This window comes from Paracoccus marinus, from assembly GCF_007018965.1.
In the GTDB taxonomy this organism is placed as follows: Bacteria; Pseudomonadota; Alphaproteobacteria; order Rhodobacterales; family Rhodobacteraceae; genus Paracoccus; species Paracoccus marinus.
In genome coordinates, this window is the sequence record NZ_VJYZ01000007.1 from 68,173 (window position 1) to 94,180 (window position 26,008).

Here is a 26,008-nt window from a genome sequence, read left to right on the forward strand (position 1 = left end):
ACCCCATGCCGACCCCCCGCCCGTTTTCCCGCTACGAGTTCCTGATCGCCTGGCTCTACCTGCGCGCCCGCAAGACCGAGGGCGGGGTCAGCACGATGACCTGGATCAGCCTGATCGGGATCGCGCTCGGCGTCATGGCGCTTATCACGACGCTGGCGGTGCGGTCGGGCTTTCGGGCCGAGTTCGTGGACACGATCCTGGGCGCGAACGCCCACGTCACCGTCTACATGCCGCCGACGCAGGTCGAGAACGCGCTGACGGACGAAGTCTATACCGTATCCGGCCGGATCACCGACTACGACGCCGCCGCCGCCCGGATCGCCGCGCTGCCGGGCGTCGTCCGGGTGGACCCGGTCGTGAAGGGGCAGGTGATGGCCACGGCCTTCGACCGATCGAACGTGGCCGAGGTGATCGGGCTTTCCGCCGACGACCTGCGCGCGCTGCCCCGGATCGCGGACCCGGAAACGTCCTATGGCGACATCGGCGCCTTTGATCGCGGCATCGCGATCGGCTCGGGCATCGCCCGCGAACTGGGCGTGAACCCCGGCGACCGGGTGCAGCTGATCTCGCCCCAAGGCGCGCAGACGCCCTTCGGGACCACGCCGCGGGTCGTGTCCTACGAGGTTGTCTACGTCTTTTCCGCCGGCCGCTACGACATCGACCGCACGCGCATCTACATGCCGCTGCCCGCCGCGCAGGACTATTTCAACCGCGCGGGCGCCGCCGACGAAATGCAGGTCTATGTCGCCGACCCCGAACAGGTGGAACAGATCACCCCGGCGCTGATGCAGGCGCTGCCCGGCAGCATGGCCTGGACCTGGCGCGACGCGTCGGGGTCATTCCTGTCAGCGCTCGACATCGAGGACGACGTCATGTTCGTGATCCTGTCGGTGCTGGTGCTGATCGCGTCGATGAACATCACCTCGGGGTTGATCATGCTGGTCAAGAACAAGGGCCGTGACATCGGCATCCTGCGGACGATGGGGCTGGGCGAGGGGACGATCCTGCGGGTGTTCTTCCTGTGCGGCGCGTTCACCGGGGTGATCGGCACGCTTGCGGGCGTGATCCTTGGCGTGACGCTGTCGCTCAACGTCGATCACGTCATGTCGGCGGTGAACTGGGCGTCGGGCGGCGATGCGTGGGACCCGTCGGTGCGCGGCATCTACGAACTGCCCGCGCAGCTGCGCGCCTGGGACATCGGCCGCGCGATCGCGTTGTCGCTGGTTCTCAGCTTCGTCGTCACCATCTTCCCGGCCCGCCGCGCGGCCCGCATGAACCCGGTCGAGGCGCTGCGCTATGAATGACGTCCTGCGGCTGGAAGCGATATCCAAAAGCTACAACCCCGGCACGCCCGCCGCGGTGTCGGTGCTGTCGGACCTGAACCTGTCCGTCGCCCGGGCCGAGGTGGTGGCGCTGGTGGCCCCTTCGGGTGCCGGGAAATCGACCCTGCTGCACATCGCGGGCCTGCTGGACACGCCGGACGCGGGCCGGGTGGTGCTGGACGGGCGCGACATGACCGGGCTGCCCGACCGCGCCCGCACGGCGGCACGGCGCGAGCGGCTGGGCTTCGTCTATCAGTTCCACCACCTTCTGCCCGAGTTCACGGCGCTGGAAAACGTGGTGCTGCCCCAGCTTGCGAACGCCGTCCCCGAGGGACGCGCCCGCGACCGCGCCCGCGCCCTTTTGGACCGCGTCGGCCTGTCGGCGCGCGCAAGCCACCGTCCGGCGGAGATGTCGGGGGGCGAGCAGCAGCGCGTCGCCTTTTGCCGGGCGCTTGCAAACGGCCCGGCGCTGCTGCTTGCCGACGAGCCGACCGGGAACCTGGACCCGGCGACGTCGGACCACGTCTTCGCGGTGCTGATGGACCTTGTCCGCGCCACCGGCCTGTCGGCGCTGATCGCGACCCACAACCCGGACCTCGCGGCCCGGATGGACCGGGTGGTTCGCCTCCATGTGGGCGGGCGCGCCTAGCATGCGGTCGGGACGACGGGCAAGCGCGTGGATGAGGCGGGGTGGCGGCACCATCGCGGCGATCACCGCCGCATTCGTGACGGCGGCGACGCCGGTCCACGCCGATCCGTTCGAGGATTTCGGAACGGTGATGAAGTACGGGCTTCCGCTGGCCGCCGCTGTCTGCGCCGCCGAACAGGACCGGCTGGCCGACTTTGCCCTGCGCGGGGGGCTGCAGGTGGGCATCGTGCTGGGGCTGAAACGCAAGGTGGGCGCGCCCTTGGGGATCAGGCCGACCGGTCTGGACGAGGGGTTCCCAAGCGGCCATGCCGCATCCGCGGCGTTCGGCGCGGGCGATCTTGCCGCCCATTGCGTCGACGGAAACGAGGCCGCACAGGCGGGGCTGGTCGCCGCCGGCTTGCTGGCATCCGCCAGCCGGGTCCACGCGGGCGAGCATACGCCCGCCCAGGCCGCCGCCGGAACGGCGATCGGCGTGGTCCTCGGCGCGAGCGAGATCGGCTTCAGGATCGACGCGAAGTTCTGATGCCGCGCCTGCCTGGGATCACCGGTTCACGAACCTGAAGAACCGGCTTTCCTTCCCGTCCGCCGTTTCCTCCTGGTACAGGAAGGCGAGGCCGCGATCCTCGAAGGTGTCGAAGAACTCGTCCCACGAGATCTCCTCCAGCTTCTCGTCGCGCTCGGCGAAATCGACGCGCAGGATGCCCTCACCCTCGTCATCCTCGGTGCCCTTGACGACGGTCGGCACGCCGCCGCGATCCTCGATCCACTTGCGGATCGTGTCGTGGTCGGTGGTGGTTTCGCTGGTGGACATGGGTTTCTCCCGCAGGGTGTTCCGGGGATAACGTCGCGGGGCCGCGGCCGTTCCGGCGGCACACCGCCCCGCGTGGACTAAAGCCCCGCCGCCTTCCGCAGCAGCGCGTTGGCCCGCGTCTGCCACCCCTTGCCGTCGGCCTTGAGCCGTTCGAGCACGTCGCGGTCAAGATACATCGTTACCCGCTGCTTGCGCGCGTCCTCGGCCAGCGGCGGCCGGCCGCGACGGACCAGATCGGCGAGTTCGGGGATCTCGGACGAGGGTTTGGATCTGGCGAACCACTCTGCGTCGAGTTCCAGCGCGTCGCCGTTCTCGTCAATATAGCTCTTGCCCATAGAACTTTTCCTCACGCCGGTTCGCCTTTCGCAGGCTGATGACCCGCCTATGCCCATCGCGCCAGGTCCAGACGCAGACATGCAGACGGCGGTCGAGCGGCAGGATCGAGACGAAGCGCTCTTCTCCGTACGCGCCGCGGCTGTCGACGACCGTCCGCGCCGCCGACCAATCCAGCGCGCCCGCCGTCGCAAAATCCACGCCGTGTTTGGCAAGGTTCGCGGCGCGCTTCTCCTCATCCCACTCGAGCATTTAATATACGCACGTTAATCCCGAAAGCAAGGGCTCACACGTCCAGCCCCTCGTCCTCCACGAACCGGGCGTTCTCGCTGATGTACTGGAATCGCAGCTCCGGCTTCTTGCCCATCAGCCGCTCCACCAGGTCGCCGGTCTCGCCGCGTTCCTCCTCGTCGATAGACACCCGGATCAGCTTGCGCGACGCCGGGTTCATCGTCGTGTCCTTCAGGTCCTTGGCGTCCATCTCCCCCAGGCCCTTGAACCGCTGCACGTCGATCTTGCCCTTGCCGCCGAGGCCCTTCGCCAGCCAGACTTCCTTCTCGGCGTCGTCGGCGACGTAGATGCGTTCCGCCCCTTGCGTCAGGCGGTAGAGCGGCGGGCAGGCGAGGTACAGGTGCCCCTTGTCGATCAGCGGCCGCATCTGGGTGAAGAAGAACGTCATCAGAAGCGAGGCGATATGCGCGCCGTCCACGTCCGCGTCGGTCATGATGATGACCTTGTCGTAGCGCAGGTCGTCGATGTTGAAGCGCGAGCCAAGGCCCACGCCAAGCGCCTGCGACAGGTCAGCGATTTCCTGGTTCTGGCTCAGCTTCGACGACGCCGCGCCGAGCACGTTCAGGATCTTGCCGCGGATCGGCATGATCGCCTGCGTGGTCCGCTCGCGTGCGGACTTGGCGGACCCGCCCGCGCTGTCGCCTTCGACGATGAAAAGCTCCGTCCCTTCGCGCGCGCTGGCCGAGCAGTCCACCAGCTTGCCGGGCAGGCGCAGCTTCTTGGTCGCCGACTTCCGCGCGGTTTCCTTTTCCTGCCGCCGGCGCAGGCGTTCCTCGGCGCGAAGGACGAGGAAGTCCATGATCGCGCCCGCCGACTTCGCATCCGCCGCAAGCCAGTGGTCGAAATGGTCGCGGACCGCGCCCTCAACCAGCCGCGCCGCCTCGGTCGTGGCCAGGCGGTCCTTGGTCTGGCCCACGAACTCGGGTTCCGAGATGAAGCACGAGACCAGCGCGCAGCCGCCGGTCAGCAGGTCGTCGCGGGTGATGTTCTCGGCCTTGCGGTTCTTCGTCAGCTCGCCGTAGGCGCGCACGCCCTTGAGGATCGCGGTCCAGAAGCCCGCCTCGTGGGTGCCGCCTTCTGGCGTGGGGACCGTGTTGCAGTAGGACTGGATGAAGCCGTCGCGCGACGGGGTCCAGTTGATCGCCCAGTCCACCTTGCCGGGCACGCCGAAGCGTTCGCGGAAGCTGACCGATCCGGCGAACGGCCGGTCGGCATAGGTGGAGGCGCCGTGCAGCTGCTCGCCCAGGTAGTCGGCAAGGCCGCCGGGAAAGTGGAACGTCGCCTCGAGCGGGGTCTCGCCGTCGTCGATCTCGGACTTCCAGCGGATTTCCACGCCGGAATGCAGATAGGCTTTGGATTTCACCATCCGCATGATGCGGGCAGGCTTCATCCGGTTGTGGCCGAAGATGTCCTCGTCGGCGTGGAAGGTCGTCGTGGTGCCGCGCCGGTTCGGGGCGAGCCCGACCTTCTCGACGGGCCCAAGCGGGATACCGCGCGAGAAGGACTGCCGGAACAGTTCGCGGTTGCGCGCGACCTCGACCACCATGCTGTCGGACAGCGCATTCACGACCGACGCGCCGACCCCGTGAAGGCCGCCCGAGGTCTGGTAGGCGCCCTCGGTGAACTTTCCGCCCGCGTGCAGCGTGCACAGGATCACTTCGAGCGCGGACTTGCCGGGAAACTTCGGGTGCGGGTCGATCGGGATGCCGCGGCCGTTGTCGCGGATGGTGACGGACTGGTCGGCGCGCAGCTCGACCTCGATCCGGCTGGCGTGGCCCGCCACTGCCTCGTCCATCGAGTTGTCGAGAATTTCCGCGACGAGATGGTGCAGCGCCCGCTCGTCGGTGCCGCCGATATACATGCCGGGGCGCTTGCGGACCGGCTCCAGCCCCTCCAGCACCTCGATGGATGCGGCGGAATAGCTGTCGGTGGCGCGGTCGGCGCCGGAAAGAAGATCGTCGGACATGGGGATTTTTCTGTTCCGGTAAGGTAGGTGCTTATTCCACGCGAGTTCGACTTCGCGCAAGCCGAACCCCGCCGGCGCCCCGACTGCCCGTGCCAGGACTGCCCGTGCCTGACGCGGCGCTTGGCAGAAGCCCCGCCGGCGGATTATGGATCGGCAGCAGCAAGCAGGGCGGGCCCGGATGGACCAGAACTATCGTGCCTATATCGGCCGGTCGCATTTCGGCGACCTCGACGGGCTGCGCTTTCTCTGCATCGCGCTGGTCCTGTGGCACCACGGCAACCCGATGCTGAACCGCGGCCCGCAGATCTTCGAGCGCGGCTTCATGGGCGTCGATTTCTTCTTCGTCCTCAGCGGCTTTCTGATCACCACGCTGCTTCTGCGCGAGACACGGCGCCACGGCAGCTTTTCGTTGCTCGATTTCTACCGCCGCCGGATCCTCAGGATCCTGCCGCCGTTCTACCTGCTGGTGACGGTGGTGAGCCTTTACTACGTCGTCATCAAGGGCCAGTCCGAGCTCGCGCGGCTGGTGCCCTATTACTACCTGTTCCTGTCGAACTTCCTGACCGAGGACATATCGGTTCTGGGCATCACCTGGTCACTGTCGGTCGAGGAACAGTATTACGCGGTCTGGCCATTGCTGCTGGCGCTGCTGCCACGCCGGGCGATCGTGCCGGTGCTGGTGATGCTGATCGCGGTCAACGTGCTGGTGGGGGCGGGCGTGATCGACGTGGATGCGATCCCCGCCGGGCCGCTGCTGATCCGGCTGCCAACGGCGACCTACGCGCCGATCCTGATGGGGTCGCTGGCCGCGTGGCTTCTGGACCGGGCGGGCGGCTACGCCGTGTTTCACCGCCTGACGGGATGGACGGGGGCGCCCGTGGTGTTCCTCGGGCTGGTGCTGGTCCTGTTCCAGATGACCCCGCGCGACGTGAACGGCTGGCCCAACCTCGCGATCCACGGCGCCATGACGCTGGCGCTGGTGTCGCTGGTGATCGGGCCCGCGAACGTGCTGTCGCCGCTGCTGCGCTGGGGCCCGGTCGCGCGGTTCGGGCAGGTGAGCTACGGGATCTACCTTTACCACCTGATCGCGCTGCATGTCGGGCACGCGGTGCTGGGCCGGATCGGGATCGACGATCCGTGGCTGGCGCTGCCGGTCTATTCGCTGCTGTCGTGGGGGATGGCCGAGGTCAGCTTCCGCTACTACGAAAGCCGCTTTCTCGCGCTGCGCCGCAAACCGCCCGAGGCTGTGCCGGCGCTCGTCCCGCGGGGCTGAAACGCCCGCAGCGTCCTCAGGCTGGCTCGGCCAGCCGCGCCTCGATCATCTTCTTGAAGGCGGGGCGGTTCTGGCAGGCCTTCATCCAGGCCTCGACCGCCGGGAACTGGGACATCAGCGGCGCGTAGTCCTGCGCGTAGCGCGCGACCTCGGCCATGTTCAGGTCCGCCACCGTGAAGCGGTCGCCGACGATGTGGCGGCGGCGCGACAGGTGCTTTTCGAGAACCGCCATGGGCCGCACCAGCCGCTCGCCGGCCGCCGCGACCAGCGCCGCGTCCTCGCCCGACTGGGCCTGTCCGCGCGCGTGCAGGAACAGCAGCGTCAGCGCGTCGGGTTCGACCGAGGTCGCGGCGAAGAACGACCACTGGGTCATCTTCGCGTCCTCGGCGTCGTCTGCGGGACCCAGGCCGCCGCGATCGTGCTTGCGCGCGAGATGGAGCGTGCAGGCCAGCGATTCCGTCAGCACCAACCCGTCATCCTCGATCACAGGGATCGCACCTGCGGGCGACAGCTTCAGGAACTCGGGCGAGCGGGTGTTGAGCGGCGCGTCGGCGGCGTCGGCATCTGCAAGCCGATAAGCCTGAATCACGGGGATCTGCAGGAATGGCACGTCGAGCTCGAAGCACAGCCAGATGATACGCGAGGCGCGCGACCGGGTGACGCCGTGAATGGTCAGCATGAAGGGCTCTCCTCGAGGGTCGCGGGCACCGTAGGGGCGGCCGGGCCGTGGGGGAAGGGGCTTCGTGCGGGTGACGGCACGGCGGCGGGCGGGCCTACTTGAAGGGCGCCATCCCGGCGCGGGCGAGTTCGTCCGCGCGCTCGTTCTCGGCGTGGCCCGCGTGTCCCTTGATCCAGGCCCAGGTCACGTCGTGGCGTGCCTGCGCGGCGTCGAGCCGCTGCCACAGGTCCACGTTCTTGACCGGCTTGCGGTCGGCGGTTTTCCAGCCGTTCCGCTTCCAGCCGTGAATCCAGCCGGTGACGCCGTTCTTCACATAGGCGCTGTCGGTGGTGATGGTGATCGCGGTGTCGCGGCTCAGCGTTTCCAGCGCCGCGATGGCGGCCATCAGCTCCATCCGGTTGTTGGTGGTCAGCTTCTCGCCGCCCTGCAACTCGCGTTCCTTGAGGATCGCCGTTCCGTCCATGGCGCGCATGAGAACGCCCCATCCGCCGGGGCCGGGATTGCCGCTGCACGCGCCGTCGGTCCAGGCGAAAAGTCGGGTCATGGGGTCATCCTTCCGGCGCGGTCTTACCCGCCCCGCAAGACCGGGCGCAAGCCGGTGGCGGTCAAGCCCGCGCCAGCGCGAGCTTGAGCCCCAGCGCCGCGAAGGACGCGGCGAAAGCCCGGCGCATCCACGCCATCGCGGTTTCGGACGCGAGCAGCGCGTTGCGCCCGCCGGCAGCGACGAAGGCATAGCCAAGGAAGGTGACGAAGGTCACGACCGAGAAGCCGAACCCCAGCTCCATCAGCGCCCGTGTGCCCGCGCCGGGTTCGAGGAACTGGGGCAGGAACGCCACGAAAAAGAGCGGCAGCTTGGGGTTCAGCAGGTTCAGCAGCGCGCCCCGCCAGACGATCCGCCGCGCGGATTGCGGCGCGGCCGGTCCGACCGACAACCCGCCCCGGTCGTTCAGCACCGCCCACGCCATCCAGAGAAGGTAAAGGACGCCGGCGAACTTGATGGCCTGGAACAGCACGGCGCTTGTGTGCAGCACCGCCGCCAGTCCGGCCATCGCCACGATCAGGTGGACGACCGACGCCACCGTGCAGCCGATGGCCGCCCAGAACCCTGCGCGCAGTCCCCCGCCCAGGGTCGATGACAGAGTGAATACCACGCCGATCCCCGGCGACACGCAAACGATGAAGGCGGTCAGAAGATAGTCCCAGGTCATGCGCGCAACCTCCCCGTCGCGATGTCGGGGGCGGCGCGCGCCGTCAGAGCGCGCGATACCCCGGCAGCGCCGCCACCCGCGCGATCCAGGCGCCGATGCCGGGAAAGCGCGTCATGTCGAAGCCACCGCGATCCTGCGCCGTGTGGGTGTATCCGTAAAGCGAAACATCGGCGAGGCTGGGCGCGTCGCCCACCAGCCAGTCGTCCGCGGACAGCCGATCCTCCATCACCTGCAGATGGGCGTGGCCGCGGTCGAGCAGGTCGGCCATCCGTTCGGGCGTGGCGAGATGGCGGCGCGAAGGATAGTGGTTCAGCGCGCCCCGCACCGCGACCGTTCCTTCGTGCTGGTTCTGTTCCCAGAACAGCCACGCCAACACCTGCGCGCGGGTGAACGAGTCGGCGGGCAGGAAGGCGGAGCCTTCGCCCAGCCAGCACAGGATCGCGTTCGATTCGGGTAGCAGCCGGCCGTCGTCCAGTTCAAGCACCGGGGCCTTGCCGAAAGGCAGCCGGGCGTCTGCCCTGGCACGCGCCAGTTCGGGCGACGCGTCCTCCACGTCCACGATCTCGCAGTCGCGGCCAAGAAGCGACAGCAGCAGCCGGACCTTGTAGCTGTTGCCCGACGACGGCATGGACCACAGCCTCATCGCAAGCACCCCTCAGGCCCGCAGCACGCGGGGAACCTTGAACTCCACCCGCTCCTGCGCGGTTTCGACGATCTCGACCGACACGTCGTAGCGGGCGCGGACGGCGTCGATCACCTCGTTGACCAGCACCTCGGGGGCGCTGGCGCCCGCGGTGACGCCGAGCGAGCGGATCCCTTCGAGCGCGCGCCAGTCGATGTCGGCCGCCTCGCGCACCAGCTGCGCATAAGCGCAACCGGCGGTGCGGCCAACCTCGACCAGGCGGCGCGAGTTGGAGCTGTTGGGCGCGCCCACCACCAGCAAGGCGTCGATCCGGGGCGCGATCGCCTTGACGGCCGCCTGACGGTTCGTGGTGGCGTAGCAGATGTCGTCCTTGGCCGGACCGACGATGGCCGGGAACCGCGCCCTCAGCGCGTCCACGATGTCGGCGGTGTCGTCCACCGACAAGGTGGTCTGGGTGATCCACGCCAGCCGGTCGGGATCGCGGGGCGCGACGTGGGCCACGTCCTCGACCGTCTCGACCAGGATCACCTCGCCCTGCGGCAGCTGGCCCATGGTGCCCAGCACCTCGGGGTGGCCGCGATGGCCGACCATGATCATCTGCAGCCCGTCCTGGTGGTGACGCTCGGCCTCGACATGGACCTTGCTCACCAGCGGGCAGGTGGCGTCCACATAGATCATCTGCCGCCGCTCGGCCTCGGCCGGGACGGCCTTGGGCACGCCGTGGGCGGAAAAGATCACCGGCCGGTCGGTCGGGCATTCGTCAAGTTCCTCGACGAACACCGCGCCCTTGGCGCGCAGGCCGTCGACGACGAACCTGTTGTGCACGATCTCGTGACGGACAAAGACGGGCGCGCCCCATTTCTCGATCGCCATCTCGACGATCTTCACGGCGCGGTCCACGCCCGCGCAGAAGCCGCGCGGCGCGGCGAGATAGACGGAAAGGGGAGGTTTCGCGGTCATCGCAAAAGACGTATCGCCTTGGCGGCGCGCCGTCCAGCATGCCCGCGCATCTGCGGGCCGCGCCATCCCGCCCGGGCGGGTGGCGGACCGCAGCCGGGCAGGGGACCGCCCGGCCGCAGATCGCAGGGCCGGCGGCTCAGCCGTCCGTGTCGGCGCTGCTCGGCTCGCGCCCTTCGCGCGGCGGGCGGCCGATGACCTCGCGCAGCGCGTCCAGCTCGATGAAGTTGTCGGCCTGCCGGCGCAGTTCGTCCGCGATCATGGGCGGCTGGCTGCGCATCGTGGACACGACCGACACCCGCACCGCCTGGCGTTGCAAAGCCTCGACCAGCGGGCGGAAGTCGCCGTCGCCCGAGAACAGGACCGCGTGATCCAGCCGCGGCGCAAGCTCCATCGCGTTGACGGTCAGGTCGATGTCCATGTTGCCCTTGATCTTGCGCCTGCCAAGGGGGTCGGTGAACTCCTTCGCCGGTTTCGTCACCAGCGTGAAGCCGTTGTAGTTCAGCCAGTCGATCAGCGGGCGGATCGGGGAATACTCCTCGTTGTCCAGCAGAGCGGTGTAGTAGTAGGCGCGGATCAGCTTGCCCCGACGCTCGAATTCCTGGCGCAACAGCTTGTAGTCGATGTCGAACCCGAGCGCCTTTGCAGCCGCGTGCAGGTTGGAGCCGTCGATGAACAGCGCCAGCCTGTCGTCCTTGTAGAACATTGGTGAAAACCCTTGAGCGGAAAGTGGAATGGCGTCGAGTTGTGGGAAGCTAGCCGTGATCGCCCTTGGTGCAAACCTGACCAGTTCGGCAGGTCCGCCGGAGGCCACGTTGCGTGCCGCGCTGTCAGTAATTGCTGGCGAAAACGCGGCTGAGGGCGCCCGCCCGGTCCGTATCGCCGCGGTCAGCCGGTTCTGGCGCACCCCGGCCTTTCCGCGGGGCAGCGGGCCGGACTATGTCAACGCCTGCGCGGCGCTTGCCACGACGCTGGACGCGCCCGCGCTGCTGGCGCTGCTGCACCGGGTGGAAGCGGCGATGGGTCGCACCCGCGACGGCGGCCGCTGGGCCGCGCGGGGGATCGACCTCGACCTGCTGGCGATGGGGGCCGAGGTGCGACCGGATGCCGCGGGGCAGGCGCGCTGGCGCACCCTTCCGCCCGACCGGCAGCGGGTCGAGACGCCGGGCGAACTGATCCTGCCGCACCCCCGGCTGCAGGACCGCGCCTTCGTACTGGCGCCGCTGGCCGACATCGCACCACGCTGGCGCCATCCGCTGACGGGCGCGCGGGTGCAGGAAATGCTGGAGGCCCTGCCGCCCGGCGCGCTGGCCGAGGTGGCGCCATTCGCTTGACTTCGGGTCAGCTTATGGTCACCTATGCCACTTCGCCACAAACGATTCGCAGCGAAAGGTGACTCATGGCCCGCGTGACCGTCGAAGATTGCGTCGACAAGGTTCCGAACCGGTTCGACCTGGTGATGCTGGCGGCCCACCGCTCGCGCGAGATCGCTTCGGGCAGCACCATCACCATCGACCGCGACAACGACAAGAACCCCGTCGTCGCCCTGCGCGAGATCGCGGACGAAACGCAGCCGGTCGATGACCTGCGCGAACGGATGATCGAATCCACCCAGACCCAGATCGAGGTGGACGAGCCCGAGGATGACGCCATGGCCCTGCTGCTGGGCGCCGAGGTCGATCGCCCGCGCCCCGTGAGCGAGGAAAACGAGGAACGCGTCCTTCGCATGATGCTGGAAGCGAACGAGCGCGGCTGACGCTGCGCGGTTCCACCCGGGGGCGAGGGGCACAGAAACAGGAAGGCGCGGGAACTGGGCGAGGAAAAACCGGCGGTCGCAAGGGCCATGCAGGCCGGGGCCGGACTTGAACGGATCGACTGCGAGGACCTGATCGCGCTGATCCGCAACTACAACCCGCGCACCAACGCCGACCTGATCGCGCAGGCCTGGTCCTATGCCAAGCGCATGCACGAAGGCCAGATGCGGCAGTCGGGCGAACCCTACTTCACCCACCCCGCCGCCGTCGCCGCGATCCTTACGGAAATGCGGCTGGACGACGCGACCATCATCACCGCGCTTCTTCACGACACGATCGAGGATACAAGGTCCACCTGGGCCGACATCGCGGGCCTGTTCGGGCGCGAGATCGCGGACCTCGTCGATGGCGTCACCAAGCTGACGAACCTTCAGCTGTCCGGGGCGCATTCCAAGCAGGCCGAGAACTTCCGCAAGCTTTTCATGGCCATGTCGCGCGATCTTCGCGTGATCTTGGTCAAGCTGGCCGACCGCCTGCACAACATGCGCACGATCAAGTCGATGCGGCCCGAAAAGCAGGTGCAGAAGGCGCGCGAGACGATGGACATCTATGCGCCCTTGGCCGGGCGCATGGGCATGCAGTGGATGCGCGAGGAACTCGAGGACCTCGCGTTCAAGGTCATCAACCCCGAGGGGCGCAGCTCGATCATCCGCCGCTTCGTGCGCCTGCAAAAGGAAAACGGGGACATCATCCCCAAGATCACGGCCGAGATCCGCTGCGAACTCGACAAGGCCGGGATCGACGCCGAGGTGTTCGGCCGCGCCAAGAAGCCGTTCAGCGTCTGGCGCAAGATGCAGGAAAAGCAGCTGTCGTTCAGCCGCCTGTCCGACATCTACGGCTTCCGCATCATCACCCGGTCCGAAGCGGACTGCTACCGCGCGCTCGGCACGATCCACCAGATCTGGCGTGTCGTGCCGGGCCGCTTCAAGGACTACATCAGCCACCCCAAGGCGAACGGCTACCGGTCGATCCACACCACCGTCGCGGGCCGCGACGGCACCCGGACCGAGGTGCAGATCCGCACCCGCCAGATGCACGAGGTGGCGGAAGCCGGCGTCGCCGCCCACTGGGCGTATCGCGACGGCGTCCGCACCCGGAACCCCTTTGCGGTCGATCCCGGCGAATGGATCTCCAGCCTGACCGAGCGGTTCGGGCGCGAGGATCACGACGAGTTCCTGGAACACGTCAAGCTGGAAATGTACTCGGACCAGGTGTTCGTGTTCTCGCCCAAGGGCGACGTGATCCAGCTGCCGAAAGGGGCGACGCCCATCGACTTCGCCTATGCGATCCACACGCGGCTGGGCAACGCCTGCGTCGGGGCCAAGGTGGACGGCATGCGGGTGCCGATGTGGACGCGGCTGAAGAACGGGCAGTCGGTGGAAATCATTGCCGCGTCAGGCCAGCGTCCGCAGGCCACCTGGCTCGACATCGTGGCGACCGGCCGCGCCAAGGCCGCGATCCGGCGCAGCTTGCGCGAACAGGACCGGTCGCGCTTCATCAGGCTGGGGTCGGAACTGACCCGCGTCGCGTTCGAGCATGTGGGCCGCAAGGTCACGGACAAGGCGCTCAGGACCGCGGCGCGGTCGCTGGCGCTGCCCGACGCGGACGAGTTGCTCGCCCGGATCGGCAGCGCGGAGCTGTCCGCGCAGCAGGTGATCGCGGCGCTTTACCCCAACCTCGCCGCCCCGGCCGAGGACGTGGACGCGAGCCGTGGCGTGACCGGGCTCGCCGCCGACCAGGAATTCAGCCGCGCGCCCTGCTGCAACGCGCTGCCAGGCGAACGCATCGTGGGCATCACCTATCGCGGCAAGGGTCTGGTGATCCACGCGATCGACTGCCCGATGCTCGCGGAATACGAGGATCAGCCCGAACGCTGGGTCGATCTCAACTGGCGCGAGGGGCGGCACCCGCCGGTCTATTCGACCCAGCTGTCGCTCACGATCCGCCACGACGCCGGCGTGCTGGGGCGCATCTGCACGCTGATCGGCCAACAAGGCGCGAACATCACCGACCTGGAATTCGTCGATCGAAAGTCGGATTTCTACCGCCTGCGGGTTGAAGTCGCGCTGCGCGACCGCGAACATCTGCACGCGTTGACGACCGCGATCGAGGCGGAAAGCGACGTGGCGCAAGTGGCCCGGATCAGGGATCGCGACCGGCTGGTCTGACCGGCGCGCGTGACCCGGGGTCGCTCGTCGGGGCTGGGGTCGAGCGATCGGAAAGGAATCCGAGCGGTGTTCAAGCGCAAGCCGCGCAGCTACGCGCAGATGGCGTCCGACATGGTGTGGCCGCGCGGCGGCTGGTCGCGGTCGGCGCAGTACGTCGTTCACCGGGTGCGCCGCCTGCCGGACGAGCCACACCGGGTCGCCCGCGGCTTCGGCATCGGCGTGTTCGTGAACTTCACGCCGCTGTTCGGCTTTCACCTGATGCTGGCGATGGGGATGGCGTGGATCATGCGCGCCAACATGCTGGCGGCCGTCCTGGGCACCTTTGTGGGCAATCCGCTGACCACGCCGCTGATCGCGGTCCTTTCCGTCAGCCTTGGCAGGCGGATGCTGGGCGTCCACGGCAGCGCCAGTCCCGGCGCGATCCTCAAGGAGTTCACGTCAGCCGGGCAGGAGCTGTGGCAGAACTTCCTCGCCATCTTCTCGGACGCGCCGACGCAATGGGACCGGCTGGGCACGTTCTTCGACAGCATCTTTCTGCCCTATCTGGTGGGCGGGCTGCTGCCGGGGATCGTGCTGGGCATCGTCGCCCACTACCTGACGGTGCCGGTCATCCGCGCCTATCACAAGCGCCGCGCGGCGAAGCTGCGCAAGCGCGCGGTGCAGCTGGGGCTGCAGGTGGACCGCCGCGACGGCGGGTTGCCCCGGGCCTGAGGCACCGGCGGCGGGTCAGATCCCCAGCCGGTCGCGCAGCCCGTACCACGACATGCCCGCCACCAGCAGCGGAAGCCGCAGCGCCGCGCCGCCGGGAAACGGCCGCTGCGGCAGCGCGGCCATGACGTCGAACCCGTCCGACTGCCCCTGCACCGCCTGCGCCATCAGCTTGCCGGCAAGGTTCGCAAGCGCGACCCCGTGCCCCGAATAGCCGCTGGCCGACAGGCAGTTCGGCGCGGGTCGCGCGAACACCGGCATCCGGTTCATCGTGATCGCCAGCGTCCCGCCCCAGGCGTGGGTGATCGCCACGTCCCTCAGCTGCGGATAGACCTGCAGCATCGCCCGCCGGACCTTGCCGGCAATGTCGCGCGGGAACCGGTAGCCCACGTTCTCGCCGCCGCCGAAGATCAGCCGCCCATCCGGCGACATGCGCCAGTAATTCACCACGAAGCGGGTGTCGTGAACGGCGATGTCGCGGGCCAGCACGTCGCGGGCGCGGTCGCCCAGGGGCTCGGTCGCGACGACGAAGTTGTTGATGGGCATGACGCGCGCGGCGACGTGGCGGTCGAGCCTGCCCAGATAGCCGTTCGCGGCCAGGATCACGTGGTCGCAGAGGACGCTGCCCGCATCGGTGTGAACCCGGCTTGTCGCGCCCGCGTGCGGGCCGTGGTCGATGCGGGTGACGTGGCTCAGTTCGTGGATGACGGCGCCCGCGGCCTCGGCCTGCCCGGCGATCCCCAGCGCCAGCGCCAGCGGGTCCAGATGCCCCGACCCGTGATCGATGTCGCCGCCGACATAGGCGTCCGACTTCACCAGCGCGCGCAGGCCCTCGCGGTCCAGCTTCTCGATCCGGTCATAGCCGTAGTCGCGCGCCAGCCGGTCGGCCATCCCGTGCGCATGCGCGACCTCGGCCGTGGTGCGCGCTGCATGCGCGATGCCGGGGTGAAAGGCGACGCCCGACGCGCGGGCGAGCGACAGGGTCAGCGCCTTCGCCTCCTCCGCCATGTCCCACAGGCGGCGGGCGGCGGCCGGTCCCGCCATCCGCTCCAGCTCATCGACCTCGAGCCGCTGCCCCGATCCGACCTGCCCGCCGTTGCGCCCCGACGCGCCGAAGCCCGCGCGATGCGCCTCGATCACGACCACGCGCCGGCCCGCGCGGGCAAGATGCAGCGCCGCCGAAAGGCCGGTATAGCCCGCGCCCACGACCGCCACGTCGGCCCGCACCTCGCCCCGAAGCGCGGGCCGGTCCGGCGCGCGGGCCACCTGATCGGCATAAAGGCTGGGCGGATAGGCCCCGCGGGTGTCGTTGGAAAACAGCAGGTCCATCGCGGGCGCCTGTTCTTCTTTGCGGAAAATATCCCGGGGGTCCGCGGGCCGGCCCCCGGTCCGTCAGACGTTCAGCAGCAGATGCTCGCGTTCCCACGGGCTGATGACCTGCAGGAACTCCTTGTACTCGTTGCGCTTCACCGCCTCGTAGATATCGACGAACTGCGTCCCCAGAACCTCGCGCATGGGGGCCGACGCCGCCATGTAGTCCAGCGCGGCGCCCAGATCGGTCGGCAGGTCGTCATGCGACATGTAGGCATCGCCGAGGCATTCGGGGCGCGGGTTGGCCTTGTCGATCAGCCCCAGGTACCCGGTCGCAAGCGACGCGGCGAGGCCCAGATAGGGGTTGCAGTCCATCCCGGCCAGCCGGTTTTCCAGCCGCCGCGCCTCGGGGTCCGAGATCGGGACCCGCAGCCCGGTGGTGCGGTTGTCGCGGCCCCATTCAAGGTTGATGGGCGCGGCGAAGTCCGGGACGTAGCGGCGGTAGCTGTTGACGTAGGGCGCGAGCAGGGCCACGGCAGCCGGCAGGTGGTTCTGCATCCCGGCGATGAAGTGCAGGAACTCCGGCGTCTCGCGGCCCTTGTCGTCCGAAAAGATGTTGCGCCCGGTGGTGGCGTCCACGACCGAGTGATGGATGTGCATGGCGCTGCCCGGCTCGCCCTCGATCGGCTTGGCCATGAAGGTGGCGAAGCAGTCGTGGCGCAGCGCCGCCTCGCGGATCAGGCGCTTGAAGTAGAAGATCTGGTCGGCCAGATGCACCGGGTCGCCGTGGGCCAAGTTGATCTCGACCTGGCCCGCGCCGCCTTCCTGCAGGATGCCGTCGATCTCGAACCCCTGCGCCTCGGCGAAGTCGTAGATGTCGTCGATGACCTTGCCGTATTCATCGACCGCCGACAGCGAATAGGCCTGCTTGGCGGCCGCACGGCGCCCCGATCGGCCCATCGGCGGCAGGATCGGCTGGTTGGGGTCGATGTTGCGCGCGACCAGGAAGAACTCCATCTCCGGCGCCACGATCGGGCGCCAGCCGCGGTCGGCGTACATCTTGACCACGCGTTTGAGGACGTTGCGCGGCGCGGTTGGGATCGGCTCGCCCTGCTGGTCCAGCACGTCGTGGATCACCTGCAGCGTCCAGTCGGCGGTCCAGGGGGCGGCGGCCGTCGTCTCGAAGTCGGGCACGCAGACCATGTCGGGCTCGGTAAAGGCGCCGTGCGGGTTGTCGGCCCATTCGCCGGTGATCGTCTGCAGGAAGATGCTGTTGGGAAGAAAGAAGCTCGTCTGCCGCGCGAACTTGGACGCGGGCATGGCCTTGCCGCGCGCGACGCCCGCGATGTCGGGGACGATGCATTCGACCTCGTCCAGCCTGCGGTCGGCGAGGTAGCGGCGCGCGGCCTCGGGTGTGTTGGTAAGCCAGTCTGCCATGGGGTCTTTCCGCCGGATCATGGTCCGGCCTGGTTTCGGTCTCAGGCGCGGGGGATGACCCCGGCCATCGGGTTCTGTCGCGCGGCCAGCCCGTCGATGACGCCCGCGCGGTCGGCGGCGGGGCGGTTCTGGCTGGCCTTCCATTTGCCCGCGATCGCCGTGACGGGAATCTCGACCCCGACGATCCCGCGCAGTTGCGATGCGATGAAGGCGTCGGGCGCGTCGCCCACGCCCCACGGCGCGGGCTCGGACGATTCCAGCCGGTCGGTCAGGTCGGCCACTTGCGCGCGCAGCCAGTCCGCGTCGTCGATCACGCGGGGAACGCCCCGCACCTGCACCGCAAGGTAGTTCCACGTCGGAACGACCTTGCCGGTTTCCGCCTTGGTCGCATACCAGGCGGGCGAGACGTAAGCCTGCGCGCCCTGAAAGAGGACAAGGACGGGCGCGCCCGCCTGTTCCATTGCCCGCAGATCGGCCAGCTGACCGTTCGCGCGGGCGAGATGGGCGCGCAGGACGGCCGGCGCGCCGTCGCCCGCCGGGAGATGGACGACCGGGATCAGGTTCGCGGTCAGGCCGTTCTCGCCGTGAGTCACAACGGTTGCCAGCGGATGGGCGGCCATCAGGGCCGTCAGCATCTCTGGCCGGTCCTCGGCAAAGGCGGGCGGCACGTACATCAGGCGGCCCCGGCGACGGAGCCTGCCGCGTCCGCAGGCGCGCCTGCGGTCCGCTGCGCGGCGGGGTCCTTGAAGAACGCAGCGATGCGGTTGGCGAGCGCGGCCGGTTTCGCCTGGCCGCGCCGGGTCCGCGCCTCGTCCAGCAGCGCGGGCGGGACCGCGCCGCCGCGGTGTTCCATCAGCCCGTCGATGAACGGGTCGGGAAACTCGGGGTGCGGCTGCACGGTGAAGGCGCGGTGGTCATAGACCAGCGCGGCGGCCTGGCAGAACTCGTTCGTGCCCGCGATCTCGGCCCCCGGCGGCAGGTCCACGACCTGATCCTGATGCCAGGCGTTCAGCACCATCGGCCGCCCGTCGATCACGTAGTCATGCGCGCCCACGCGCCAGCCCTCGGGGTGCTTCACGACCCGTCCGCCCATCGCCTGCGCGATGATCTGGTGGCCGAAGCAGACGCCGACCAGCGGCACGCCTTCGGCGAACGCCGCGCGTATGAAATCCTCGAGCGGGGCGATGAACGGGTGATCCTCATAGACGCCGTGGCGCGACCCGGTGATGAGCCAGCCGTCCGCGTCGTGAACGCCCGCCGGGAACTGCATCGCCTCGACGTGGTAGCTGGCGAAGGTGAAGCCGCGGCCCGCCAGAAGCCGTTCGAACATGTCGTCATAGTCGCCCATCTCGGCCCGCAGGACGTCGGGCGACTGGCCGCATTTCAGGATGCCGATCCGCATGTGATGCTCGTGTTGTTCGTGCCGGAAGGTAAGCCCGCGTCGTCCGGCCCGCAAGCCTGCTAGCCTGCGGAGGGTGTTGCCAGAGTCCGGCTTTTGGTTCCCCCTACGAACACCGCGCATCGGTCGGACGCGCGAAGCGCCCCCGGCTCACCGGGGGCGTTCGTTCACGCGGCAGCGTCAGACGGTGTCAAGATACAGCTCGACCGTTTCCTCGTCCGACAGCTCGGCCATGTAGTGCAGCTCCTGACGCTTGGTCATGACGTAGTTCTCGATGAGGTGGTCCGGGAAGATGCGCCGGATCTCGGGCGATTTCTCGAAGCAGTCGATCGCGTCGCCCCACGAGGTCGGCAGCTGCGCCAGCCCCTGGTCGTAGGCGTTGCCCCTGATCGGGGCAGGGGGCTCGACCCTGTCCTCGATCCCGTTCAGCGCCGCGCCAAGAACCGCCGCGACGGTCAGATAGGGGTTCACGTCGCCGCCCGGGGTCCGATGCTCGATCCGGCGCGCCTTGTTGCCGGATGACGGAATGCGGATCGCCGAGGTGCGGTTTTCGTAGGCCCAGCCGATGCCCGTGGGCGCGTGGGCGTTCGGGACCAGCCGGTCGTACGAGTTTTCGTGCGGCGCGAACAGCAGCGTCGATCCCGGCATCGCCGCAAGGCAGCCCTGCACGGCGTGGCGCAGAACGTCCGACCCTTCGTCGGTGCCGTCGTCAAAGACGTTCTCGCCGTCCTCGTCCAGCACCGAGAAGTGCATGTGCATGCCCGAACCGTTGAACAGCTCGTAGGGTTTGGCCATGAACGATCCCGCAAAGCCGTAGCGGCGCGCGACCCCCTTGACCAGCTGCTTGAAAAGCCAGGCGTCGTCCGCCGCCTTCAGCGGGTCGGGCTGGTGCATCAGGTTGATCTCGAACTGCCCCGGCGCCGCTTCCGAGATCGCGGTGTCGGCGGGCACGTCCATCGCCTCGCAGGCGTCGTAAAGGTCGGTGAAGAAGCTGTCGAAAGCGTCGAGCGCGCGCAGGCTCAGCGTCTCGGCCCCGGTGCGGCGCTTGCCCGAACGCGGGCTGGGCGGCACCTGCAGATGCTTGCCGGAATCGTCGATCAGGAAGAACTCGAGCTCGGTCGCCACGACCGGCGTCAGGCCCGCGGCCTTGTAGCGTTCCACGACGCGGGCAAGCGCGTGGCGGGGATCGCCCTCGTACGGGCGCCCGTCGGGATGGAACATCCACAGGGGCAGAAGGCCGGTCGGCGCCTGCAGCCACGGCATCGGCATGAAGCCGCGCTCGGTCGGCATCAGCACACCGTCGGGGTCGCCCGCCTTGAAGACGAGGGGGCTGTCCTCGATGTCCTCGCCCCAGATGTCCATGTTCAGCACCGAATAGGGGAACTTGGTCCCTTCGGTCAGCAGCTTCTCGGCGAAACGTGCGGGCATGCGTTTGCCGCGTGCGACGCCGTTCAGATCGGCAGCGGCCACGCGGATCGTTCTTACCTCGGGATGTTCCCTCAGCCAGTCCATGATTGTCACCTGATAAGGTTCGGCCGGTATCTCGGCCGTTGGGCGGCACCCGGCAGGTGCCGGTTGAGCCGCCGATTGAAGACCCCGAAGATACCGATCAGGCACAGGGTCAGGAGGATGAAATACACCGCCGCGATCGGATAGGCCACGAACGGGTTGAAGGTCTTGTCCACGATGTAGCTGGCATAATACAGCGCGTCGCCTTGCTGGCGGAACGCCGGGAAGCTGGAAAAGAACACCAGCGTTGTGGCGTGGAACAGGAAGATCGCTTCGTTCGTGTAGGCGGGCCAGGCGAGTCGCAGCGCGGTCGGCCAGACGATCCGGCGGAACCGCGCCCAGCCCGACAGGCCATAGGCGTCCGCCGCCTCGAGATCGCCACGGGGAACGTTCCGAAGCGCGCCGTAGAAGATTTCGGCGGAATAGGCGGCGGTATTGAGGATCAGGACGATCAGCGCCCCGGCCCAGGCGCGCGACAGCCACGCGGTGGGCAGGGTTGCGCCGAAGATCTCGATCCCTTCCCGTGGCAGCAGGACGAACGCCTGGTAGGCCACGAAGAACTGGATGAAGAGCGGGCTGCCCCGGAAGACGAAGATGAACGCCTCGGCCGGGACCCGCAGCCACCTGATGCCGCCCGCCTTGGCGAGCGCGAGCCCGGTGGCAAGGCAGAACCCGATCGCGAGCGACAGCGCCCCGAAATAGAGGTTCCAGATCATCCCCGACCCGATCAGGACGACCTGCCGGCACAGCGTCATGTCGCCGGCGGGCAGCTTGAACTGCCCCATCCCGACCGAGCGCAGCGCGAAGTCGGCGAAATCCTGGGCGCAGGCGCTCACGGCGTCACCTCGTGGCGGATCGCCTCGCCGGCCATGGTGGCCTGACCGCGCGAAAGCCTGCGCGCCACGCGGTCGATCAGCCGCTGCGAAACCCAGGTCATCAGCAGGTAGAAGACGAGCAGCCCAAGGAAATACCAGACCCGCCAGTCCGGGTGTGGATAGGCGAAGTTCGCGGGCTTGGTCGCGCCGAGGTCGCGGGCCCAGTAGACGATGTCCTCGATCCCCAGCAGGAACAGCAGCGGCGTGGCCTTTATGAGCACCATCCACAGGTTCGACAGCCCCGGCAGCGCATAGGTCCACATCTGCGGGATCAGGACGCGGCGGGTCAGCTGGCGTTCGGACATGCCGTACGCCTCGGCCGTTTCCAGCTGCGCGCGCGGGACGGCGTTCATCGCCCCGCTGAGGACGTTGGCCGCGAACGCGCCGAACACGATGGCAAAGGCGATCACCGCCAGCGTGAAGCCGTAGCTCTGGTGAACCCAGGGCGCGGCGGTGGACAGGGGAAGTTTCGCTGCCTGGCAGACGACGAACTCGTTGCCTTGCCGGACGGGCACCGAGGGGTCGCAGTAGACCCGGCTGCGCAGCCATTCGAACGACTGGTCAAGCGCAATGGGCACGAACAGGAAGAAGATGATGTCGGGCACGCCGCGCACCATCGCCGTGTAGATCCGCCCGAACCAGCGTAGCGGCGCGATCCGCGACCGCGACGCCACCGCGCCGCCGAACCCGAACAGAAGCGCCAGCGGCGCCGTCACGGCAAGCAGCAGCAACACGGTGCCGAACGACCCGTAGAACAGCAGGTGCTTGCCGGACGTCAGATAACACGCCAGCCAGGCCAGCCCGTTCAGGGCGGAGGGATCGGAGCAGGTTGCGAACATGGCGATCGGAGAGCGACCGCCGCACACCGGGCGCGGTGTGCGGCGGCGCGCGTTGGGTCAGTTCGTGGCGGGTGCGGCGGGCGCGGCGGGTGCGGCGGACGCCGGCGCGCCGGTCGCGGGGGCCGGCGCGGTCGCGGCGGCGCCGGTCGGCGGCACGGTTGCGGGCGCGGTGCCGGTGGTGGCGCCCATCGTGGTGCCAGTCGTGGCGCCGGCGGTGGCGCCAGCCTTCGATGCCTCGAAGCTTGCGAAGGTCTCGGTCTTGTCGCCCAGCCACTTGGTGATCAGCGCGTCCAGCGACCCGTCGGCCTTCATGTCGGTCAGTGCCTTGTCGAAGCGCGCCTTCAGCTCGGTGTCGGATTTCCGCATCCCGATGCCCAGCCCCTCGGCCAGAACCAGGTTGTCCTGCCCCGTGATCCAGGACAGCTCGCCGTTCGATGCCGTGACCAGCGGGGCCGCGAACTCGCGGTCGGCCAGCACCGCCTCGGCCTCGCCGTTGCGGACGGCGGCCACGGCCTCGTCGAAGGTGCCGAACTCGAGCAGGTCTGCGCCCGACGCCGCCACGTGGGAGGACTGGACCGTGCCGGTCTGCGCGGCGACGACGCCGTCGATGGGCGCGTCGGCGGACAGGCCGACATAGCCCGACGCGGGCGGCGGGGTGTAGGGGATCGAGAAGGCGATCGCCTGCTTGCGTTCCTCGTTGATGTTCATGCCGGCCATGATCGTGTCATAGTTCGACGACACGAGGTTCGGAATGATCGAGTCCCACTCGTTGCGGACCCAGGTGCATTCGGCCTCGATCCGCTTGCACAGCTCGTTGCCGAGTTCGATCTCGAACCCGTCGAGCTCACCCTTGTCGTTGATGAAGTTGTAGGGTGCGTAGGCGCCTTCGGTGCCCATGCGGATCGTGTCGGCGGCGGCCATGCCGGCGGTCAGGGCCAGCGCGGCGGTGGCGAGCAGAAGCTTCTTCATTCAGGCAGTCTCCCGTTGGTGGTGTGGCCCGGTTGGTCGGGCGCTGGTTATGGCGAGGTGCGGGCGCGCGCAGGGCGGCGGGTTTGGTCCGGGGGCGAGGTCACGACGGCATCGTCGCGCTGATGAACTGGCGCAGCCGGTCGGTGCGGGGGGTGCGGAAGATCTGTTCGGGCGGGCCTTCTTCCTCGATCCGGCCCTTGTGCAGGAACACGACGTGGTCGCTGACGTCGGCCGCCAGCCGCATGTCGTGGGTGACGAGGATCATCGTCCGATGCTCGTTCGCCAGGTCCTTGATGACCCGCACGACTTCCTGCTGCAGTTCGGGGTCGAGCGCGCTGGTCGGTTCGTCGAAAAGCAGGGCGCGCGGCTCCATGCACAGCGCGCGGGCGATCGCGGCGCGCTGCTGCTGGCCGCCCGAAAGCTGCGCGGGCCAGGCGTCGGCCTTGTCGCCGATGCCGACCTTGGCAAGCAGCATCCGCGCCCGCGCCTCGACCTGCGCCGGATTCTGGCGCAGCACGGTCACCGGCGCTTCCATCACGTTCTGCAGGATCGTCAGGTGCGCCCACAGGTTGAACTGCTGGAACACCATCGCAAGGTTGGTGCGGATGCGGCGCAGCTGGTCGCGGTCGGCGGGGCGGCGTTCGCGGGCGGGGCCCGTCCAGCGCACCGGCTCCCCCTCGAACAGGATGGTGCCGGCCTGGCTGCTTTCCAGAAGATTGCAGCAACGCAGCAGCGTGGATTTGCCCGACCCCGACGACCCGATCAGCGTCACGACATGCCCCCGGGGCGCGCTGAGGCTAACGCCCTTGATGACCTCGAGCGGGCCGTACGCCTTGTGCAGATCGCGCAGTTCAATGACAGGGCTCGCGCCCGGTGCCGCCGCCGCTGCCTGCGCCGACTTCTGGGCGGCAAAGGCGGGGTCTGCGGCGGGCTGGAAAGGGGTGGACGCTGTCATGGTGGGGCTATCTGGCGCGATATCGCGGCCGATTGCAACGGCTGTCTGCGCGGGTGTCCGTGCGGCCGGGGCGTGCGGCCGCGCGCCCGTCAGCCGAGGCTGCGCGCCTCGACGACCTCCTGCCGCGCGACGGCGGATTCGCGGTCGGTGACGCCCAGAAGCTTGGCGGTCAGGCGGATCACCGCGTCCTCGTCGGCGGTCCTGCGGCCGTCGGCATAGGCCACTTCCCACATGGCGGCGATCACGCCGATGCGGTGTTCCAGCGCGATCCGGTCCTTGATCATGCGGGTGAAGCGCACGGTGTCCGGCGCCTCTGCCTCGATCATCTCGGCGGCGGCGCGGTATTCGGCGGCCGTGTCGGGGTCGAGGTGCTGGCGCGAGATCAGGACGCGGTCGATGTTGCGCCGCTCGGCGTCCGAATAGCGGTCGTCGGCGCGCGCGAGCCGCACCAGCAGCGCCGCGACCGCCACGTCGGCATCGTTGCCCGACAGCGGTGAAGCCTCGGACTCATCGGCGAACAGACGTGAGAGGAGGCTGCGGAACATTGTTCCATGATATGGGAACCGCGCGCGACTTCAACACCAATAAGTAGTGGTGCCCGGAAAGGCGGAACCGGTCAGCCGTCCCAGCCCTCGACCAGCATCACGTCGCCGGTGCTACAGGCCGTGCGAAGCGCCTTGGCTGCCTGGTATTCGGGCGAGTTATAGCACGCCTTCGCCGTCTCCATGTCCTCGAACTCGATCACGACGCAGCGCGGGCGCGTCTCGCCCTCGACCACCTCGACACGGCCGCCGCGGGCAAGGAAGCGCGCGCCGTACTTCTGGAACGGGACGGCGGTCGCCTTGCGGTAGTCTTCGTAGGCGACGGGATCGTCGACGGTGACGTGGGCCACCCAGTATGCCTTGGTCATGGCTGCGTTCCTTCCCGATGTTTCAGGGGGCCAGCCTCAGTATTTCTCGGGAACATACAAGTCGCGCGGCAGCACGTCGCGTTCGTAGTCGGGATTGAAGACGCGGTCGGGCAGGGTGATTTCCTCGTGCGGGACGTCCGTGTAGGGGACGAGACCCAGAAGATGCGAGATGCAGTTCAGCCGCGCCCGGCGCTTGTCGTTGGCGGGCACGATGTACCACGGCGCCTCGGGGATGTTCGTGTGTTCGAACATGTCTTCCTTGGCCTTGGTATAGGCTTCCCAGCGGACCCGCGACTGAAGGTCCATGGGGCTGAGCTTCCACTGCTTCAGGGGATCGTGGATGCGCATCAGGAAGCGCATCTGCTGTTCCTCATCGGTGACCGAGAACCAGTACTTCACCAGCCGGATGCCCGAGCGGACCAGCATCCGCTCGAACTCGGGGACGTCCTGGAAGAACTGTTCGACCTGGTCCTCGCCGGCAAATCCCATCACCCGCTCGACGCCCGCGCGGTTGTACCAGCTGCGGTCGAACAGCACGATCTCGCCGCCCGCCGGCAGGTGGGGGACGTAGCGCTGGAAATACCACTGGGTCTTCTCGCGGTCCGATGGCGCGGGCAGCGCGACGGTGCGGACCACGCGCGGGTTCAGCCGCTGGTTGATGCGTTTGATGACGCCGCCCTTGCCGGCGCTGTCGCGCCCCTCGAAGATGACGACGACCTTTTCCTTGGTGTGCGCGACCCAGTCCTGCAGCTTGATGAGTTCGGACTGAAGCCGCAGCAGCTCGCGGAAGTAGATGCGGCGGTCAAGCTGGTTCGGTCGCGCCTCGTTGTAGACGCGGGCGATCGCCTTGGACAGCTCGGCATCCTCGAGTTCAAGCTCCATTTCCTCGTCGAGGGTGTCGTCCAGCTCGTGGCGCAGCCAGTCGGCCGCCCCGTCGGGGGTCAGGTCCGCATGGGTCGGCGGCACGCCATCAACGGTTCTG

The 26,008-nt window shown here is 68.5% G+C and carries 29 protein-coding genes and 1 pseudogene; 8 read left to right on the top strand and 22 right to left on the bottom strand.

Annotation, left to right across the window (positions count from 1 at the left end):
• The first annotated feature begins 5 nt into the window (after positions 1 to 5).
• The 3 genes from FNF32_RS04555 to FNF32_RS04565 are packed head-to-tail and all read left to right on the top strand — an operon-like array spanning position 6 to position 2,494.
• The gene (locus tag FNF32_RS04555; protein WP_131674586.1) at positions 6 to 1,304 is read left to right on the top strand and encodes a lipoprotein-releasing ABC transporter permease subunit; all 1,299 of its coding nucleotides are present in this window, start codon (positions 6 to 8) and stop codon (positions 1,302 to 1,304) included.
• Positions 1,297 to 1,971, top strand: a complete 675-nt coding sequence (locus FNF32_RS04560; protein ID WP_131674585.1) for an ABC transporter ATP-binding protein — start codon at positions 1,297 to 1,299, stop codon at positions 1,969 to 1,971. Before FNF32_RS04555 ends, FNF32_RS04560 begins: the two co-directional genes overlap by 8 nt.
• A 31-nt stretch (positions 1,972 to 2,002) precedes the next feature.
• The gene (locus tag FNF32_RS04565) at positions 2,003 to 2,494 is read left to right on the top strand and encodes a phosphatase PAP2 family protein (protein ID WP_246087689.1); all 492 of its coding nucleotides are present in this window, start codon (positions 2,003 to 2,005) and stop codon (positions 2,492 to 2,494) included.
• A gap of 18 nt (positions 2,495 to 2,512) precedes the next feature.
• Here FNF32_RS04565 and FNF32_RS04570 read toward each other — a convergent pair whose 3' ends face one another.
• From FNF32_RS04570 to parE, 4 genes are all read right to left on the bottom strand, one after another.
• Complete coding sequence (locus FNF32_RS04570) at positions 2,513 to 2,782, bottom strand: hypothetical protein (RefSeq protein WP_131674584.1); 270 nt, start codon at positions 2,780 to 2,782, stop codon at positions 2,513 to 2,515.
• Positions 2,783 to 2,859: 77 nt separating this feature from the next.
• Positions 2,860 to 3,117, bottom strand: coding sequence for a BrnA antitoxin family protein (locus FNF32_RS04575; RefSeq protein WP_131674583.1), 258 nt, complete (start codon positions 3,115 to 3,117; stop codon positions 2,860 to 2,862).
• Complete coding sequence (locus tag FNF32_RS04580) at positions 3,098 to 3,367, bottom strand: BrnT family toxin (protein ID WP_131674582.1); 270 nt, start codon at positions 3,365 to 3,367, stop codon at positions 3,098 to 3,100. The genes FNF32_RS04575 and FNF32_RS04580 overlap by 20 nt, the downstream gene beginning before the upstream one ends.
• Before the next feature lie 34 nt (positions 3,368 to 3,401).
• A complete protein-coding gene (gene parE / locus FNF32_RS04585; RefSeq protein WP_131674581.1) occupies positions 3,402 to 5,372 on the bottom strand; it encodes a DNA topoisomerase IV subunit B in 1,971 nt (656 codons plus the stop codon).
• Between the two features lie 178 nt (positions 5,373 to 5,550).
• On the opposite strand from parE, the gene FNF32_RS04590 reads away from it, so the two are divergent.
• On the top strand, positions 5,551 to 6,645 hold the full coding sequence (locus tag FNF32_RS04590; RefSeq protein ID WP_185961850.1) for an acyltransferase family protein: 1,095 nt from the start codon (positions 5,551 to 5,553) through the stop codon (positions 6,643 to 6,645).
• Between the two features lie 16 nt (positions 6,646 to 6,661).
• Here FNF32_RS04590 and FNF32_RS04595 read toward each other — a convergent pair whose 3' ends face one another.
• The 6 genes from FNF32_RS04595 to FNF32_RS04620 form a co-directional block, all read right to left on the bottom strand.
• On the bottom strand, positions 6,662 to 7,324 hold the full coding sequence (locus FNF32_RS04595) for a glutathione S-transferase family protein (protein ID WP_131674579.1): 663 nt from the start codon (positions 7,322 to 7,324) through the stop codon (positions 6,662 to 6,664).
• Positions 7,325 to 7,418: 94 nt separating this feature from the next.
• Positions 7,419 to 7,868 (bottom strand): ribonuclease HI, encoded by a 450-nt coding sequence (rnhA, locus tag FNF32_RS04600; RefSeq protein ID WP_131674578.1) that lies wholly within the window; start codon positions 7,866 to 7,868, stop codon positions 7,419 to 7,421.
• 61 nt (positions 7,869 to 7,929) lie between these two features.
• On the bottom strand, positions 7,930 to 8,532 hold the full coding sequence (locus tag FNF32_RS04605; RefSeq protein WP_131674577.1) for a LysE family translocator: 603 nt from the start codon (positions 8,530 to 8,532) through the stop codon (positions 7,930 to 7,932).
• A gap of 43 nt (positions 8,533 to 8,575) precedes the next feature.
• Entirely contained in the window at positions 8,576 to 9,175 is a 600-nt protein-coding gene (locus FNF32_RS04610; RefSeq protein ID WP_131674576.1) for a glutathione S-transferase family protein, read from the bottom strand.
• Between the two features lie 12 nt (positions 9,176 to 9,187).
• Positions 9,188 to 10,135, bottom strand: a complete 948-nt coding sequence (gene ispH, locus FNF32_RS04615) for a 4-hydroxy-3-methylbut-2-enyl diphosphate reductase (RefSeq protein ID WP_131674575.1) — start codon at positions 10,133 to 10,135, stop codon at positions 9,188 to 9,190.
• Between the two features lie 136 nt (positions 10,136 to 10,271).
• Entirely contained in the window at positions 10,272 to 10,838 is a 567-nt protein-coding gene (locus FNF32_RS04620) for a LabA-like NYN domain-containing protein (protein WP_131674574.1), read from the bottom strand.
• A gap of 28 nt (positions 10,839 to 10,866) precedes the next feature.
• Between FNF32_RS04620 and folK the strand changes: the two genes are divergently transcribed.
• The 4 genes from folK (at position 10,867) to FNF32_RS04640 (ending at position 14,825) form a co-directional block, all read left to right on the top strand.
• On the top strand, positions 10,867 to 11,466 hold the full coding sequence (gene folK / locus FNF32_RS04625) for a 2-amino-4-hydroxy-6-hydroxymethyldihydropteridine diphosphokinase (protein ID WP_131674573.1): 600 nt from the start codon (positions 10,867 to 10,869) through the stop codon (positions 11,464 to 11,466).
• Positions 11,467 to 11,531: 65 nt separating this feature from the next.
• Positions 11,532 to 11,888 carry a DNA-directed RNA polymerase subunit omega gene (rpoZ, locus tag FNF32_RS04630; protein WP_131674572.1) on the top strand — a complete coding sequence of 119 codons (357 nt, stop codon included), beginning with the start codon at positions 11,532 to 11,534 and terminating at the stop codon, positions 11,886 to 11,888.
• 87 nt (positions 11,889 to 11,975) lie between these two features.
• Positions 11,976 to 14,114, top strand: coding sequence for a RelA/SpoT family protein (locus FNF32_RS04635; RefSeq protein WP_143796494.1), 2,139 nt, complete (start codon positions 11,976 to 11,978; stop codon positions 14,112 to 14,114).
• Between the two features lie 66 nt (positions 14,115 to 14,180).
• Positions 14,181 to 14,825, top strand: coding sequence for a DUF2062 domain-containing protein (locus tag FNF32_RS04640; RefSeq protein WP_131674570.1), 645 nt, complete (start codon positions 14,181 to 14,183; stop codon positions 14,823 to 14,825).
• 15 nt (positions 14,826 to 14,840) lie between these two features.
• On the opposite strand, the gene FNF32_RS04645 is transcribed toward FNF32_RS04640, so the two are convergent.
• From FNF32_RS04645 to ppk2, 12 genes and pseudogenes are all read right to left on the bottom strand, one after another.
• The gene (locus tag FNF32_RS04645; protein WP_131674569.1) at positions 14,841 to 16,151 is read right to left on the bottom strand and encodes an NAD(P)/FAD-dependent oxidoreductase; all 1,311 of its coding nucleotides are present in this window, start codon (positions 16,149 to 16,151) and stop codon (positions 14,841 to 14,843) included.
• Positions 16,152 to 16,214: 63 nt separating this feature from the next.
• A complete protein-coding gene (locus tag FNF32_RS04650) occupies positions 16,215 to 17,570 on the bottom strand; it encodes a glutamine synthetase family protein (protein ID WP_131674568.1) in 1,356 nt (451 codons plus the stop codon).
• Between the two features lie 41 nt (positions 17,571 to 17,611).
• Positions 17,612 to 18,244 carry an FMN-binding negative transcriptional regulator gene (locus FNF32_RS04655; protein ID WP_131674567.1) on the bottom strand — a complete coding sequence of 211 codons (633 nt, stop codon included), beginning with the start codon at positions 18,242 to 18,244 and terminating at the stop codon, positions 17,612 to 17,614.
• Positions 18,244 to 18,972, bottom strand: a complete 729-nt coding sequence (locus tag FNF32_RS04660) for a type 1 glutamine amidotransferase (protein ID WP_131674566.1) — start codon at positions 18,970 to 18,972, stop codon at positions 18,244 to 18,246. Before FNF32_RS04660 ends, FNF32_RS04655 begins: the two co-directional genes overlap by 1 nt.
• Positions 18,973 to 19,149: 177 nt before the next feature.
• Positions 19,150 to 20,484 carry a glutamine synthetase family protein gene (locus tag FNF32_RS04665; RefSeq protein WP_185961861.1) on the bottom strand — a complete coding sequence of 445 codons (1,335 nt, stop codon included), beginning with the start codon at positions 20,482 to 20,484 and terminating at the stop codon, positions 19,150 to 19,152.
• Positions 20,485 to 20,486: 2 nt separating this feature from the next.
• Positions 20,487 to 21,263: an ABC transporter permease gene (locus FNF32_RS04670; protein ID WP_131674593.1), complete on the bottom strand. Its 777-nt coding sequence runs from the start codon at positions 21,261 to 21,263 to the stop codon at positions 20,487 to 20,489.
• A 47-nt stretch (positions 21,264 to 21,310) separates the two neighbouring features.
• A complete protein-coding gene (locus FNF32_RS04675; RefSeq protein ID WP_131674564.1) occupies positions 21,311 to 22,192 on the bottom strand; it encodes an ABC transporter permease in 882 nt (293 codons plus the stop codon).
• 246 nt (positions 22,193 to 22,438) lie between these two features.
• Positions 22,439 to 23,161, bottom strand: a pseudogene (locus FNF32_RS04680) (transporter substrate-binding domain-containing protein); the annotation flags it as partial.
• A gap of 100 nt (positions 23,162 to 23,261) precedes the next feature.
• A complete protein-coding gene (locus FNF32_RS04685; RefSeq protein WP_131675432.1) occupies positions 23,262 to 24,116 on the bottom strand; it encodes an ABC transporter ATP-binding protein in 855 nt (284 codons plus the stop codon).
• An 89-nt stretch (positions 24,117 to 24,205) separates the two neighbouring features.
• Entirely contained in the window at positions 24,206 to 24,661 is a 456-nt protein-coding gene (locus tag FNF32_RS04690) for a tellurite resistance TerB family protein (protein WP_131675431.1), read from the bottom strand.
• Positions 24,662 to 24,732: 71 nt separating this feature from the next.
• Positions 24,733 to 25,026 (bottom strand): DUF1330 domain-containing protein, encoded by a 294-nt coding sequence (locus FNF32_RS04695; RefSeq protein ID WP_131675430.1) that lies wholly within the window; start codon positions 25,024 to 25,026, stop codon positions 24,733 to 24,735.
• Positions 25,027 to 25,062: 36 nt separating this feature from the next.
• Entirely contained in the window at positions 25,063 to 25,971 is a 909-nt protein-coding gene (gene ppk2 / locus FNF32_RS04700; protein ID WP_246087697.1) for a polyphosphate kinase 2, read from the bottom strand.
• Positions 25,972 to 26,008 lie beyond the last annotated feature (37 nt).